Here is a 15,391-nt window from a genome sequence, read left to right on the forward strand (position 1 = left end):
AGTGGTGTCATCATGTTGTCTTACCGCAAGTTTGCTTACGTATATGATCAACTCATGGAAGACATGCCGTACCCGGACTGGATTCGCTTTGCGAGAATGGCCTGGGATAAGCACGGAATGCCAAAAAGCGTCGTTGAGCTCGGATGCGGGACAGGCAGCATCACCATTCCGCTCGTAAACTCCGGTTTCGAGGTAACGGGAATCGATCTGTCGGCAGATATGCTCTCGGTTGCCAGACGCAAGCTGGAGGGTACACCCCAGGGGCATCGATTGTTCCGGGAAGGCAGCGTCCGCTGGGTCCAACAGGACATGCGTTCGTGGGAGCTGCCCGAGCAGGTGGATTCCGTCATTTCATTTTGTGATTGTGTGAACTACCTGCTGGAGGAAAAGGACATCCGTTCCGCTTTTACAAGGACCTACAACGGCCTCAAGGAAGGCGGCACGTTCCTGTTTGATGTGCATCACCCGAACACGCTCTTACGATATGACGCAGATCAGCCATTTGTGCTGGACGAAAGGGAAGTGTCCTACATTTGGACATGCGACATGGATGAACGCCGGATGGAGATCGAGCATCATCTTTCCATCTTTGCACGGGATGACCAGGATCCCACGGTCTACCGCCGCTTTGAGGAAACGCATGTGCAGCGGGGATATGACCCCGAATGGATGAAGGTCGAGCTGGTTAAGGCCGGATTCCGGGATGTGAAATGTTATGCCGATTTTGAGTGGGTGGAAGCGGGTCAGGATGCATCCCGGCTGTTCTACGTTGCCGTAAAATAAACGAATATCCTTTTACGAGAAGCACTTTCTTTTGTCGGTAGCGACGAGAGAAAGTGCTTTTTTATCGTCGAGCATGGATTCATTATATTCAAAGACACTTCTTTTCTGGTTTATTTGACTGTGGTTAAGGTTCGTTAGAAGGGATATGGGTTTGCTTCGGGGACTGTGCTACGATGAGGAATAGATAAGATGAACAGAAATGAGAGCGCTATCTCAAGGGAGGATTCCAGGCATCCGGTACGCTCTGTATGACCGTATTTGAGTTCAACGATGGTCAAATGATGCATAAACTAATCTATTGGGACGAGAAAGGATGAATGAGCATGAAACTGTCCGTATTCACAGTCGCAACTCCTGACTTACAGCCTGAGGAATTGGCAAAAGCCGCGGCGGATGCCGGTATTGAAGGAATCGAATGGCGCTTTAAGGAGATTCCGGAAGAAGCTGCAGGGGAGAAGCCCTCGTTCTGGCGGCATAACCGCTGCTCCATGGATCCGAACGGCACGCAGGAGGATTGGCTCGAGTTTCAGCAAGCGGCCGACAAGCATGGCAGGCGCAGTCTTGCGGTCGTTCCTTATTTGACATGCGGCGACGTGGAAGCGACGGAGAAGGTCATGCAAGCAGCCAAACTGATCGGAGCTTCATTTATTCGCGCGGGTATCCCGGGATATGACCGGAAGCGCAATTATAATGAGCTGTACGACCAGGCGGTTCGTTATCTCCATGAGGTGCAGGATCTCGCTGCGGCTTACGGGGTCAAAGCCGTGGTGGAAACGCACCATCTTACGATCGCCCCGAGCGCCGGACTGACGCACCGGCTTGTATCCCACTTTAATCCGCAGCATATCGGCGTGCTGTATGATCCGGGCAACATGGTCCATGAAGGTTACGAGAACTACCGGATGGGCTTGGAGCTTCTGGGTCCGTACCTGGCTCATGTCCATGTGAAAAACGGGGGTTATCGCAAAACGGCTGCCGAGGATGGTACCTCTGCGGCGTGGTCCGGGGAATGGGTTCCACTTGACCAGGGGGCCGTGCCATGGAAGCAGGTCATACAGGATCTGCAATCGGTTGGTTACGAAGGTTACTACGGAATCGAAGATTTTAGCGGAACGTTTGAGTCTAGGGAAATGCTTCTTCGTTTTGCCGAGCAGATGAAGCTGTGGTCAGAGCAGAAACAAAACGCGTAGGTCACTTTTGAAGGAGGCTATAGACATGGAACAGGTAAGAGTAGGGGTTATTGGACTGGGGATGGGGTTTTCGCATGCCAGGTCGCTGGCGTCCGGGCGGATCAAGGGAGCGCGGCTTAGCGCTATATGCGATCTGAATCCGGCCAAACAGGAAGAAGCAAGGGCAACGCTGCCCTCGGACGTGAAAATATGGAGTGATACGAAGGCTATGATCTCCTCGGGGGAGATCGATGCCGTGATCATTGCGACGCCTCATTATGCCCATCCTCAAGTGGCGATTGAGTGCCTGAATCATGGACTCCATGTCCTGATCGAGAAGCCGGCAGGCGTTTACACGAAGCAAGTGCGAGAAATGAACCGCGCGGCAGAAGCCAGCGGCAAGGTGTTCTCGATAATGTACAACCAGCGCTGTAATCCGCTCTACAAGAAGCTGAAAGAGCTCATAGGAGAAGGTGAACTCGGGGAGATCCGGCGGATGAACTGGATCATAACGAATTGGTACCGGTCCCAGAGCTATTATGATTCAGGCGGATGGCGGGCTACCTGGGCGGGAGAAGGCGGTGGGGTCCTGATTAACCAGTCCCCGCATCAACTGGACCTCTGGCAGTGGACGACCGGCATGATGCCAAAGAGAATTCGTGCTTTTTGCGCTTTCGGCAAGTACCGGAACATCGAAGTTGAAGACGATGTGACGGCTTATGCGGAATACGAGAATGGGGCTACGGCCGTCTTCATTACGACAACGGGTGAAGCGCCCGGAACCAACCGATATGAAGTGACGGGGGACCGCGGAAAAATCGTCATCGAGGACGGCAAGCTTACCTTCTGGCGCCTCCGAGTGCCGGAGCCGGAATTCAATCGGCAGTATACCGGGGGATTCGGCGAACCGGAATGCTGGAAATGCGAGGTGCCGATCTCGGGGGATAATCCGCAGCATAGCGGCATTATCCAGAACTTTGCGGATGCTATTTTGCATGGAACGCCATTGATTGCCCCCGGTGAAGAGGGAATCCACGGATTGACGCTGTCGAATGCCATGCATCTGTCCACCTGGACCGATAATTGGGTTGATCTCCCTCTTAACGAGGACCTGTATCACGAAATGCTGCAGGAACGGATCACACAATCTTCCGCTCAGAAAACGGTCAAGGAGATCGGGCCGGTGGATATGAGCAAGACGTTTGGAACCTACTAAATCACAATCAGGAGGCACGTGGTATGGACCGCAGTAATGGAATGCTGTATGCGCCGGTGGGCAAGGCCCAGCCGGTATGCAAGCCCGGAGAGTTTGTTTTTGCCGCTATGTCGCTGGAGCATGGACATATATACGGTATGTGTAACGGATTGATCGAGGCAGGGGCGACGCTAAAGTGGGTGTATGACCCAGATCCCGCGAAGGTTGCGGCTTTTTGCAAGGCTTATCCAAGTGTAACCGTTGCCTCGTCCGAGTCACAGGTGCTTCAGGATGCGGAAGTGCGTCTGGTAGCGGCTGCCGCCATTCCTTCGGAACGATGCGAGCTTGGCATGAAGGTCATGTCGCATGGCAAGGATTACTTTACGGATAAGACGCCTTTCACGACGCTGGAGCAGGTGAACGCTGCTCGCGCGAAAGCCGAGGAGACAGGCAAGAAGTACATGGTCTATTACAGTGAACGGCTGCATGTGGAGAGTGCCGTCCATGCCGGGAAGCTGATCCAGGACGGGGCGATCGGGCGAGTGGTGCAAGTGATGGGAACAGGGCCGCACCGTTTAAACGCATCCTCCCGTCCGGACTGGTTTTTCCGTCATCAACAGTACGGGGGGATTCTGTGTGACATCGGCTCCCACCAGATTGAACAATTTTTGTTTTTTGCGGGCTGCCGTGATGCCAAGGTGCTCAGCAGCAAGATAGGGAATTATGCGAATCCGGATTACCCGGAGCTGGAGGATTTCGGAGATGCAACGCTTGTAGGAGACAACGGGGCCACTAATTATTTCCGAGTCGACTGGCTGACACCCGGGGGCCTTGGCACCTGGGGCGACGGAAGAACCTTTATTCTGGGGACGGAAGGATACATCGAGCTTCGCAAATACATCGATATCGCCAGGCATCCGCAGGGTGATCATCTGTACCTGGTTAATGGCGAGGGAGAATTTCATATGGAGCTTCAAGGCAAGGTGGGCTATCCATTCTTCGGGGAGCTTATCCTGGATTGTCTGGAACGCACGGAGCATGCCATGTCCCAGGAGCATGCCTTCAAAGCCGGAGAATTGTGCGTCATCGCCCAAAATGAGGCCGTGCGCATTCCATAAAATCATTTATAATAGAGAAAACCCCGTTACGTTGTGGGTTATATAACTCCAAAATCGCTAAAGGGGCGATTCTCTAGATGACCTCATCTGTCGATATGATGCCAGGTTTTGACCGCATGCAGCTGCAAGCGCCGTTTGATCTGACCTATTACAATGAACAGCCGCTGTCGGGAGGGCAGTTTCACTCGCATGCTTTTTATGAAATTTATTATTTCCATGAAGGACGCTGCACTTATTTGATCGGCGATTCCGTTTTCACCCTGAAACCGGGGGATCTGCTCCTAATGAACGGGCTTACGCTCCATTGTCCGAATGTTGAGCCCGATTCCAGATACGTCAGAAGCATTCTGCATTTCGATCCGGCCTGGATCTGCAAAGGGCTTTCGGAGACGGCCAAATCGATATTGCTGGATCCCTTCGAATCGCTGCGAAATCATCGCATGACACTGACAGGGACCAATCGGGACGAATTCGAAGGCATGTTGGCCGATATACATCGCCTCTCGGCATCCACGGCCGGTTTTCGCCAGGAACGGATGACCTTGCGTATTCAGGAGATGATGTACGTCATCGCGGACTGGTGCCAGGACGCTGTGCAGGATCAGGACTCCATCTCCGAGAAAGAGCGGCATGTCCAGCATGTCGTATCGTTCGTCGAGGAACATTATATGCAGGATCTGACGCTGGAGCAAATTGCCCGCGATATGCATATTACGAAACACTATTTATCCTCCTTATTTAAGGAGGTTACCGGAACGACGGTGTTTAAATATTTGTATCACCGGCGGATTAACCAAGCTAAAATTTTGCTCAGGCTCCATCCGCATCTCAGCATCACGGAGATCAGCCAGGCGGCAGGTTTCAAGCATTTGGCTCATTTCAGCCGGATGTTCAAAGCCATGGTCGGGACGACGCCGGAATATTATCGCAGAAGCGGGGAAGAGCTTTCGTTGACTTGATCGGACTTTTTGGGTATAATAGCCACATTAAAACGGTAATATGAACGCGATGATGAGGATCAATCGTTCCACTTTCGATCATGCAGAGAGCCGGTGTCTGGTGAAAACCGGTTGACGATAGGAATGAACTCGCCTCGGAGCAATGGTGTTAACCCGGCCGCTGTATTTCGGCAGATTCGGCCGCTGAAGCATCGTCGTCTCATCCGCGATAAGGATGCAAAGGGAGTGAAAGGCAAAGCATGCCTTTGGCTAACTAGGGTGGTACCACGGGAATCAAACCTCTCGTCCCTAGCGATCAGCGCTATGGATGATGAGGTTTTTTTGTTTTTTTGGGCAACGGCACAGGCCTTGCCTCTTGACTGTGAAGGAGGAGCAATGGAGTATGACGGACAATCAACCAACCGGCCACGGCTATCAGCCGCAGGCCATCGAACCGAAGTGGCAGCAATACTGGGATGAGAACAAAACCTTTAAAACGGAAGATTCATCATCCAAACCGAAATTTTATGCACTGGATATGTTTCCGTATCCATCAGGAGCAGGCCTGCACGTAGGGCATCCGGAGGGGTACACGGCGACTGACATCGTGTCCCGTTACAAGCGGATGCGCGGATACAACGTGCTTCATCCGATGGGATGGGACGCCTTCGGTCTGCCAGCGGAGCAGTATGCCATGGACACAGGCAAACATCCTCGCGAGTTTACCGTGCAGAATATCGATACGTTCCGCCGCCAGATCAAATCTCTGGGCTTCTCGTATGACTGGGACCGCGAGATCAGCACAACCGATCCGGAATATTATAAATGGACCCAGTGGATCTTTATCCAGCTTTATAAGCGCGGCCTTGCCTATGTGGCTGAAGTGCCGGTGAACTGGTGCGAAGCGCTCGGTACCGTGCTTGCGAACGAAGAGGTCATCGACGGCAAGAGCGAACGCGGGGGCCATCCGGTCGTACGTAAACCGATGCGCCAATGGATTCTGCGCATTACCGAATACGCGGATCGTCTCCTTGAAGATCTGGATGAACTGGACTGGAGCGAAAGCCTGAAGGATATGCAGCGCAACTGGATCGGCAAATCCACAGGCGCTGAGGTTCGTTTTGACATCGAAGGTTACGATGGTCATCTGGAGGTGTTCACGACCCGTCCGGATACGCTGTTCGGGGCAACCTACTGCGTTCTGGCGCCGGAGCATGACCTCGTAGATAAGATTACGTCAGCCGATCAGCGTGAAGCCGTCAAGGCTTATCAAGATCAAGCAGCACGTAAAAGCGACCTGGAGCGGACGGATCTGGCCAAGGATAAAACCGGTGTATTCACGGGTGCATACGCCATTAATCCGGTAAACGGCGCTAAAGTGCCGATCTGGATCGCGGATTATGTGCTTGCCGGCTATGGAACGGGTGCCATTATGGCGGTTCCGGGTCATGACAGCCGTGACTGGGAGTTTGCGAAGCAATTCGGTCTTCCGATTATTGAAGTCGTTCAGGGTGGAAATGTCGAGGAGGAAGCATACAGCGGCAGTGGCGCGCATGTGAATTCCGGCTTCCTGAACGGGTTGGACAATGAAGAGGCTATCCAGGCGATGAATGAATGGCTGGAGCAAGAGGGCAAGGGCAAGAAGAAGGTAACTTACCGTCTGCGCGACTGGCTGTTCAGCCGTCAACGCTACTGGGGTGAGCCGATTCCGATTCTGCATCTGGAAGACGGAACGATGAAGACCGTGCCTGAGGATCAGCTTCCATTGCTGCTGCCGGATGTGGATCAGATTAAACCATCCGGTACCGGCGAATCACCGCTGGCTAACGTTACGGAGTGGGTGGAAACGGTAGATCCCGAAACCGGCATGAAAGCCCGCCGCGAGACGAATACGATGCCGCAATGGGCAGGCAGCTGCTGGTATTACCTGCGTTATATCGATCCACGCAATAATGATGAATTGTGCTCCAAGGAGAAGCAGAAGGAATGGCTGCCGGTTGACCTGTACATCGGTGGTGTGGAGCATGCGGTGCTTCATTTGCTGTATGCTCGCTTCTGGCACAAAGTATTGTATGACCTGGGCGTTGTCGATACGAAGGAGCCTTTCCAGAAGCTGGTCAATCAGGGTATGATCCTGGGCAACAATAATGAAAAAATGAGTAAATCCCGCGGCAATGTCATCAATCCGGATGATATTGTTAACGAATACGGAGCCGACACGCTGCGTGTGTACGAGATGTTCATGGGGCCGCTGGAAGCAACCAAGCCATGGAACACCAACGGCGTTGAAGGAACGTTTCGTTTCCTCTCCCGCGTATGGCGCCTGTTTATCGGGGACGACGGTCAATTGAACCCTAAAATCGTGGAAGGCGAGGGTACGGATGATTTCAGACGTACACTGCACAAAACGATTAAGAAAGTGACCGAAGACTTTGAACATATGCGCTTTAACACAGCGATCAGCCAGCTGATGGTATTCATCAACGAGGGATACAAGACGGAAGAGCTTCCGCGCAAAGCGATGGAGAACTTCGTGCAGCTGCTTTCCCCGCTGGCCCCTCACCTGGCTGAAGAGCTGTGGAGCCGTTTAGGCTACACGGAGAGCGTAACCTACGTGCCATGGCCGGAGTATGACGAGGCTTGGACTGTAGAGGCCGAAGTGGAGATTGTCGTTCAAGTTAACGGCAAAATCGTAGAACGTGCCAAAATCTCGAAAGACATGGACCAAGAAGCCATGCAACAACATAGCCTCTCCCTTCCGAATGTCAAGCAGGCGCTGGAAGGAAAGAGTATTCGCAAAGTCATTGCCGTACCGGGCAAACTGGTCAATATCGTGGCCGGTTAATCGTAAAACCGAAGGCAGCATCCAGTTTTGCCAAATCCTCCTCATACTTGTCGTGTGTGGTTTGGATCAATTGGTAGAACAATCCGTTCAGGTTAGAATCCAGCAGTGCCAAAGCCTGAGCCGTGATGCCTCCGGGAACCGCAACCCGCTCTTGCAGCTGTTCGGGGGAGAAGCCCTCCTCCGTTAACAGCTTGCCGGTGCCAAGCAGCATTTCTCCGGCTAATGCATTAAGGGTTCTGCGGTCGATTCCGGTCATTTCAACGGCAGCGTCGATCCATTTTTCCATGAATAAACTTAAAAAAGCAGGTCCGCAGCTGGAGAAATCGGAAGTGATTCGCGTGTGCGATTCCAGTATCTCGAGCGGCCTGCTGATATAAGACAGGAGGCTTTCTATAAGCTGCCTGTCTTCTTCTTTTATTCGGGAACCGTACATGCATAACGATGCTCCGCCTCCGGTTAGGTTGGTGATGCTCGGTATGATTTTCGCCACCTTGCAGGGCAGCGATGATTCCAGATGGATCAGTTGGACCGGACTCGTGATGGATATGGCGATTTGCCGGACTTCAAGCCGATCTTTGATTTCGCTGATGACAGATTTGAATTCAAGCGGCTTTATACATAGGAATAGCAGGTCGCTCTGAGAAGCCGTCTCCGTGTTACAGCTGCATACCGTCAGACCGGGATGACGTTTTGCCAGCTGCATCGGCTTTTCAGGACTTCGGTTGCTGACCCGAATCTGCTCAGGCAGGAGTGCGCCCGATTGAATGAAGGCATCGATCAACAGACTACCCATGCTGCCCGTACCGATAAAACCGACCTTCATGTGTATGTTCCCTCCTTTCGCGCTTTACGGCAGAAATGTACCGTCCTTACGTTTAATGTATGCGGGGAAGATGCCGATTCATGACGGTTTTTCATGCGATTTCGGTGGGGAAACCGAAGAATATTCCTGAGTTTGTACAAAATGAACTTTAATGTTAAGGAGAGGTCAATCGATGAAAAGGATATCTTTAGGTTGGAGTCTTGCCGCAACGATTGCGGGCTGCGGGTTCATCTTGTTTGCCGGCGGTGTTGATCAGGGGATCGAGGGCTGGCAGCCGCTGAACGATCAGCTGGAGCAGGTGCTTGCGGCCGAAGAGAATGCGGGTGTGAAGACGTCCGGGGCTGATTCCCGGCAGAAGGATGTGGAACCGTCTGGAGCCGGAACGGATTCGAAGACTGCTGCAAAGAGCACGCAGGCGGGGCAGATCGAGCCTGCCAGTAATGTGAAGGACTCCATGCCAGACCAAGACCAAGGAGCGGCAGGGAGCGGTATAGCAGACCATACGGCATCGTCTTCGGCTTCTGGTCAACCTTCTTCGCCCCTTGTACCGCCTCAGGTTGAAGGTGTCACTCAGCATTTACAGCAACAAACTCCTGTTAACGGTGCAGCGCAGTCACCAGCAGCTACGGATCCATCCAGATTGATTAATGTCAACACGGCGGATGCTGCAACGCTTATGGAGCTGCCTGGCATTGGCGAAGCGAAGGCCAAGGCCATTATCGATTATCGGAATCAGTTCGGTCCATTTAAAAGTCAGGCCGACTTGATGAACGTAAAGGGCATCGGGCCCAAAATGCTGGAGAAGATGAAGCCTTACGTTGGACTTTAGCTATGTGCTACAATAAAGGCGATATTGATAAGGAACAGGTGACAGATGATGAGTGCAGATCAACGTAAAGATTGGGATACTTATTTCATGGATATTGCCTTTATGGTTTCAACCCGCTCCCAATGCCCGCGACGTCATGTCGGGGCGGTGCTGGTGCAGGGGAAGAAGCTGCTCGGGACGGCTTATAACGGCGCGCCGATGGGGGTGCCTGATTGCTCGGAAGCGGGCTGTATGATCGCCGAGGATTATGAACTGGTCGTGCAGGACGGCAAGGAGAGCATGGTGAAGAAACAGCGCTGCATCCGGACGATTCATGCCGAGCAGAATCTGCTGTTATTCACGGACCGGATCGATCGGGAAGGCAGCACGGTGTACGTGACGGATGAGCCCTGCTGGACCTGTGCGAATATGCTTGCCAACAGCGGCATTGTCGAGGTTGTGTTCCACCGTCCTTATCCGAAGGATTCGGGCAAGGTGTCCCGCATGATGGAACAGAAGGGGATTTTGTTCCGGCAGCTTGAAGCGTATGAGCCGCCGCGCGAAACCTTGATGACGGTAGCGGAATGATTCATGTATAAGGTTACGGAACAAAATGAATAGAAAGTCACAGAGGAAGGACCTTTGACTGCGATATGCAGGCAAGGGTCCTTTTTTATTTAATGATGAAGGGATTTGTTGGAATCATGAAGCGAAGGCCATTACTTGTGTTTACCGTGATGTGGGTAATCGGCAGCGGTGCTGCATGCCTGTACGACGGATGGAGGCTGGCCATGATTGCAGCCGAGCTGATTCTCATCCTGTTTGCTGTATGTCATTGGGCTGGGGCAGGGCGGCTTTTTACGCTCTGCATGCTGTTCTCCTTGTGCATGTCGGGTACTTACTGGGAATGGCATGACGCGGCCAATGTAAGTGATTTTGAGCCGGTCCTCTCAGGGGAGACATCGACGGACGCTGTTCCTGTTACTGCCTTTGGTGTAATCACAACCCCAATAGAAGTGGATGGCGACCGCGCGGATTTCAATGTTGCCCTACATCAAGCTGATCTCAAGCTAACAAAGCCTCCAGAGTCCCAAAAACAAGCGAATCCGGATAACGGCACCTTGCTGAAGACGGATGATATCGTCAGGGTTCAAGTGAAACTAATGGACAAAAAGGAGCTGGAGATAGTTCAGCGATGGCAGCGCGGGGACCGCATAGAGCTGACCGGGGAGCTGCAAAAACCTGGAGAAGCTCGCAATTTTGACGGATTTAATTATGCTCAATATTTGCGAACCCAGAAGATTCATTGGATGATCAAAGTGAAGGGCTCTGACCTAGCGAAGGTCACCTCGCCTGACAGCTGGAATGTAAGTCATATTCTAAGATGGACGGATGCCGTTCGGCATAAGCTCGGGGGCAAGCTGGATCAATTGTATGGCGGAATCCATGCAGGGTATATGAAGGGACTTGTGATTGGCAATCAGGATGATTTGGATCCCGATACGTTTATGGAGTTCTCGCGTTTGGGATTGACTCACATTCTTGCGATATCAGGCATGCATGTGGCAGTGGTTGTGGGATGCCTCTTATTCGTATGCACAACCCTTCGAATGACGAGGGAGACCTCGCTGACTGTGGTTATGTGGCTGATTCCCGTTTATGTCCTGCTTACTGGGGCAAGTCCTTCTATTATCCGTGCCGGCATCATGGGGATGATCGGTTTGTATGCCGCACGGCGGCGACTTTTGAAGGATGGACTGCATATTCTTAGTGTTGCCGCGCTCGTCATGCTGCTGTGGAACCCGTATTTTCTCGTGAACGTCAGCTTTCAGCTGTCATTCATCGTAACGGCAGGCTTGATGATCTTCGTACCGAAGCTGATGCCGCTGCTGTCATTCTTGCCCCGCTGGCTTGCGGGAACCGTCGGAATTACGGTCGTAGCGCAGCTGATCTCCTTTCCCCTAACCATTTATTATTTTAACCAGGTGTCGCTGATATCCGTCTTCGCCAATTTGATCCTGGTTCCGGTGATTAGCCTTGTCGTTCTTCCGTTAGGAATGGTATCTTTGCTGATGGGGTGGATATGGATGCGCGGAGCTGGCTGGTTGGCAGCTGTGACCGAATGGTTAAACCAAATGACGTTCCGTGTCGTTGAATGGATGAATGGTTCATCCGCTTTGATGACGTTGTGGCCGTCCCCGTCGTTAGCCTGGATCTTATGTTATTTTGTTGTGCTGTATTCGCTGCTCTCCATTCTGAAGATGAGATCCGAAAATGGCGAAGGAGAGCGGATCGGATCGGACGATACCGTTCCATTGGAAGGACGCGTATCCTTGGATAGTAAAAGAGATTTGTCTGGGGCAACCGGCATGTTTCCGCTCGTGGATCAATGGGCCGGTGCGTTGCGATGGAGAGGTTTTTTTCGCGCCAGTGATTATATTGAACGCTATGCAGCGAGAGCCGCGATCGTCCTGCTGTCCGCAGCTTTGGTTTTTTTGCTGTACGGCGGCTATCAATCTCCATCGATGCACGGAGCGGGACTCGTGCAATTTCTGGATGTAGGACAAGGGGATTCGATCCTGGTAACAACACCTGAGGGCAAGCATATTCTCATTGACGGTGGTGGAACGGTGAATTTTCGTAAGGAAAAGGATGCTTGGAAGGAAAGGAAGGCCCCGTATGAGGTGGGAGCGAAGGTGGTGGTTCCGCTGTTGAAAAAAAGGGGCGTGCACCAGCTTGAGGCTGTCATCATGTCCCATGGAGACCAGGATCATATAGGCGGTCTTCAAGCTGTTTTGCAGGAAATCCCGGTAAAATCAGTTGTGTTCAACGGGACCTTGACCGACTCCGCTTCCTTCCGGAAGCTGATGTTAACCGCAGTACAGCAGCGCATTCCCATATACGAGGCTGGAGTGGATCGGGAAGTATGGAAGCTTGACAGCCATACGGAAATCCAATTTCTAGCGCCTATTTTCCCAGAAAGTGGAGAAACCATAAAACCATTACCGTTGATTAAGGAGCAGAATCATGCTTCACTAGTATTTGTCCTTCAAATGAACGGCAGCCGGATCCTGTTTACGGGTGACACAGACCAAGCTGCCGAACATAAAATATTGTTGTATCTAGAGGAACGTTCTTCACAAGATGATATCATTTCACCGCTTGCTGCTGCCGGTGACCGCATCGATGTCATGAAGGTTGCCCATCACGGCAGCAAAACCTCGACATCCGCGCTATGGCTGAATGCATGGAAGCCGAAGGCAGCGGTTATTTCCGCTGGTGTCAACAATATGTACGGCCACCCTCATCCGGATGTGGTAGGACGGTTGGAACGTTCCACGAATCTCATCTATCAGACCAATCTTCACGGTGAAATACAGATGAGGATCAAGGATGGACATATTGACACGCGTACGAAGCTTCCTTGAATAAACAGCCCGCTGTCCTTGGGACATCGATTCGTAGTATGATCTTTAATAGGAAAAATGCAGCGGTGACTATAATCTTTATATTTGGTATAGTTAGATGAAGTTTCCTAAAAAAATAATAGGTTACATACTGCAACATTTTTTTAATTTTATCCGTCTGTATGTATGCAGGGAGAGGGGGATCCACTGTGGTGGAGCAGGGACTCATAAGAGCCGCTCAATCGGGCGATCGCGACGCTCTAATCACCCTATTGCGAGAAATTGAGCAACATGTTTACCGAACTGCTTATTACATTTTAAACAATGAACAGGATGCTATGGATGCAGCCCAGGAAGCACTTATACGTGTATATACGAAGATTAACTCCTACGAGGAGAAGGCTCAGTTCAAAACTTGGGTCCAACGGATTGTCACCAACATATGCATTGATAAATTCCGCAGGACAAAGCCGACGGTTTCCATCGATGAACATGATCTGGTGTTTCGGGATAATCTCGATGTAGAACGGGAAGTGATGTCGGGATATCTGGCTCAGGATATTCAGGAAGCCATTAATCAACTGCCGGACCATCATCGTACGGTCATTGTCTTAAGGTATTTGCAGGATCTATCCTACAACGAAATTGCTGATTGTCTGAACCTCCCGCTCAATACGGTAAAATCCTATTTGTTCAGGGCCAGGCAGCAGCTGCAGAATATGCTCCAAGAGCATCAGAAAGGTGGTGTATCAGGATGAATTGCCAAGAGGTGGTGGAACGTATGCACCGGTATTTGGACCGGGATCTCACTTCGGAGGAGACGGCCCAAATGTATCAGCATATTGCCGTGTGCCCCATGTGTGCGGAGACCTTTAATATATTGAAATCATTGAACAGAGAGCTTGAGGATCTTCCGGCCGTAACCCCGCCTGTCAGTCTGGTAGACGCTATCATGCCTAGACTGGATGCCATTGACCGTGATCGCCAGAACCTTGTCGTACCTCCAGCACTGAAAAGCCAGGAGCCAGCCGAAATGATGCCGGAAATGCGGCGTCCGCGACGTGCGGGCAGCTGGTGGAGCACGATTGGCGGTAGAACTGCTATCGGGGCCGCCGCGGCTGTACTTATTCTCGGCGTAGCGATTTTTAATAATGAACCGAAGATGTTATCCGATGCGGAGCTTCCATACGAAGAGGCTAGCACGACCAGTGCCGGGGCGAATGACGAATCGGCTGCCACGCAGAATCAGGAAATGGCTCAGCCGTTTGCCGCCGAAGGCGGCACGGAGACGGGTGGCGAATCGAATGATGGGAACGATTCATCCGCAAGTCTGCGGAGTTCGCCATCGGAATCGTCACCGGAAGCCAATTCCGACCCTGCCTCGAATGATACGAAGGCAACACAGGAGCCATCGGATGCGGCTGATGGCACCAATAAAGATGTTACAGCACCCGATAAACCGGTTCAGATGAAAGATGTTGGGGAACCCCAAGCGCCAGACCAACCTGCGACGAGCAACAATGAGGTGCCAAAAACCGATACCGGAAGTCCGTCTGACCCTCCGGCGAATGAACCTGAGCAGGGTTCTGAAACCATGGATGTCCAGACGTCACCTACGGAACCGGATACCACGTCTGAGATGCTGCCTCCAATTAGCGATCCTGCCGGTGATGCGGTCATGGAAAGCGCCGAATCATCCGACAGGTCATCCGGATCGTACCAAGGACTGGCGATGGTGCCGGAACAGTGGTCGTCCCCGGACGGTCTCTACCGAGCCTCGCTCGAGGCCGATCATCTGATTATCTATCGTCTGCCATCGGGAAGCCAAACTTCGCCTGATGCGGTTGAAACGGTTGAGACAATTCCGCTCGGCGGAAGCTGGGTATCCGGTCAATGGTCCGAGGATGGCTTAACGTTCAAGTATAAGGTGCAGACCGATAACGAATTGGTTGAATCCGTCTATTCCATTGAGAAGTCCCAGCCACCGGCATCTACGGGACAGAAGCAGCCTAAATCATAGAGATGTTCAGAGAAATGTTCAGAGATATATACAATCGGTGCACCAATGCCGGGAGATATGAATACACTATATATTAGAGAGAGCATGATACCAACTACCGTCGTATGACCGGCGGCGAGGTGTTTCTAGAGCATACTTGCCGGCGTTTATATAGATGTGTTGGGACGAAGGGACCTTGCCGCTGCCAAAGCCGAGGTCTCTTTGTTTTCGTGCGGACGATTGCATTTTTATCTTGTCGTCTCGCATTCAAGCACACTTTTTTGGTATAGTGTACAGAGTAGAAAG

At 51.9% G+C, this 15,391-nt stretch carries 12 protein-coding genes and 1 other annotated feature; of the genes, 11 read left to right on the top strand and 1 reads right to left on the bottom strand.

Features of this window, described 5'->3' with window-relative positions:
- The first annotated feature begins 12 nt into the window (after window positions 1-12).
- From BJP58_RS28910 to leuS, 6 genes are all read left to right on the top strand, one after another.
- Complete coding sequence (locus BJP58_RS28910; RefSeq protein ID WP_194541609.1) at window positions 13-783, top strand: class I SAM-dependent DNA methyltransferase; 771 nt, start codon at window positions 13-15, stop codon at window positions 781-783.
- 323 nt (window positions 784-1,106) lie between these two features.
- Window positions 1,107-1,973 (top strand): sugar phosphate isomerase/epimerase family protein, encoded by an 867-nt coding sequence (locus BJP58_RS28915; protein WP_194541610.1) that lies wholly within the window; start codon window positions 1,107-1,109, stop codon window positions 1,971-1,973.
- A gap of 25 nt (window positions 1,974-1,998) precedes the next feature.
- Window positions 1,999-3,168: a Gfo/Idh/MocA family protein gene (locus BJP58_RS28920; RefSeq protein ID WP_194541611.1), complete on the top strand. Its 1,170-nt coding sequence runs from the start codon at window positions 1,999-2,001 to the stop codon at window positions 3,166-3,168.
- A gap of 23 nt (window positions 3,169-3,191) precedes the next feature.
- On the top strand, window positions 3,192-4,265 hold the full coding sequence (locus tag BJP58_RS28925; RefSeq protein WP_194541612.1) for a Gfo/Idh/MocA family protein: 1,074 nt from the start codon (window positions 3,192-3,194) through the stop codon (window positions 4,263-4,265).
- Between the two features lie 77 nt (window positions 4,266-4,342).
- Window positions 4,343-5,224 (top strand): AraC family transcriptional regulator, encoded by an 882-nt coding sequence (locus tag BJP58_RS28930; protein WP_194541613.1) that lies wholly within the window; start codon window positions 4,343-4,345, stop codon window positions 5,222-5,224.
- Window positions 5,225-5,264: 40 nt separating this feature from the next.
- Window positions 5,265-5,517, top strand: a binding site (T-box leader).
- An 89-nt stretch (window positions 5,518-5,606) separates the two neighbouring features.
- Window positions 5,607-8,048, top strand: coding sequence for a leucine--tRNA ligase (gene leuS / locus BJP58_RS28935; RefSeq protein ID WP_194541614.1), 2,442 nt, complete (start codon window positions 5,607-5,609; stop codon window positions 8,046-8,048).
- Here leuS and comER read toward each other — a convergent pair.
- On the bottom strand, window positions 8,029-8,871 hold the full coding sequence (comER, locus tag BJP58_RS28940) for a late competence protein ComER (protein WP_071222895.1): 843 nt from the start codon (window positions 8,869-8,871) through the stop codon (window positions 8,029-8,031). The genes leuS and comER overlap by 20 nt on opposite strands.
- A 172-nt stretch (window positions 8,872-9,043) precedes the next feature.
- On the opposite strand from comER, the gene BJP58_RS28945 reads away from it, so the two are divergent.
- From BJP58_RS28945 to BJP58_RS28965, 5 genes are all read left to right on the top strand, one after another.
- Entirely contained in the window at window positions 9,044-9,700 is a 657-nt protein-coding gene (locus BJP58_RS28945) for a ComEA family DNA-binding protein (RefSeq protein WP_194541615.1), read from the top strand.
- A gap of 48 nt (window positions 9,701-9,748) precedes the next feature.
- Window positions 9,749-10,267 carry a deoxycytidylate deaminase gene (locus BJP58_RS28950; protein WP_100535884.1) on the top strand — a complete coding sequence of 173 codons (519 nt, stop codon included), beginning with the start codon at window positions 9,749-9,751 and terminating at the stop codon, window positions 10,265-10,267.
- A gap of 116 nt (window positions 10,268-10,383) precedes the next feature.
- The gene (locus tag BJP58_RS28955) at window positions 10,384-13,107 is read left to right on the top strand and encodes a ComEC/Rec2 family competence protein (protein ID WP_233354797.1); all 2,724 of its coding nucleotides are present in this window, start codon (window positions 10,384-10,386) and stop codon (window positions 13,105-13,107) included.
- 188 nt (window positions 13,108-13,295) lie between these two features.
- Window positions 13,296-13,844, top strand: coding sequence for an RNA polymerase sigma factor (locus BJP58_RS28960; protein WP_036644490.1), 549 nt, complete (start codon window positions 13,296-13,298; stop codon window positions 13,842-13,844).
- On the top strand, window positions 13,841-15,106 hold the full coding sequence (locus tag BJP58_RS28965) for a zf-HC2 domain-containing protein (RefSeq protein ID WP_194541616.1): 1,266 nt from the start codon (window positions 13,841-13,843) through the stop codon (window positions 15,104-15,106). The genes BJP58_RS28960 and BJP58_RS28965 overlap by 4 nt, the downstream gene beginning before the upstream one ends.
- The last annotated feature ends 285 nt before the right edge of the window (window positions 15,107-15,391 follow it).

It is taken from the genome of Paenibacillus sp. JZ16, assembly GCF_015326965.1.
In the GTDB taxonomy this organism is placed as follows: Bacteria; Bacillota; Bacilli; order Paenibacillales; family Paenibacillaceae; genus Paenibacillus_AQ.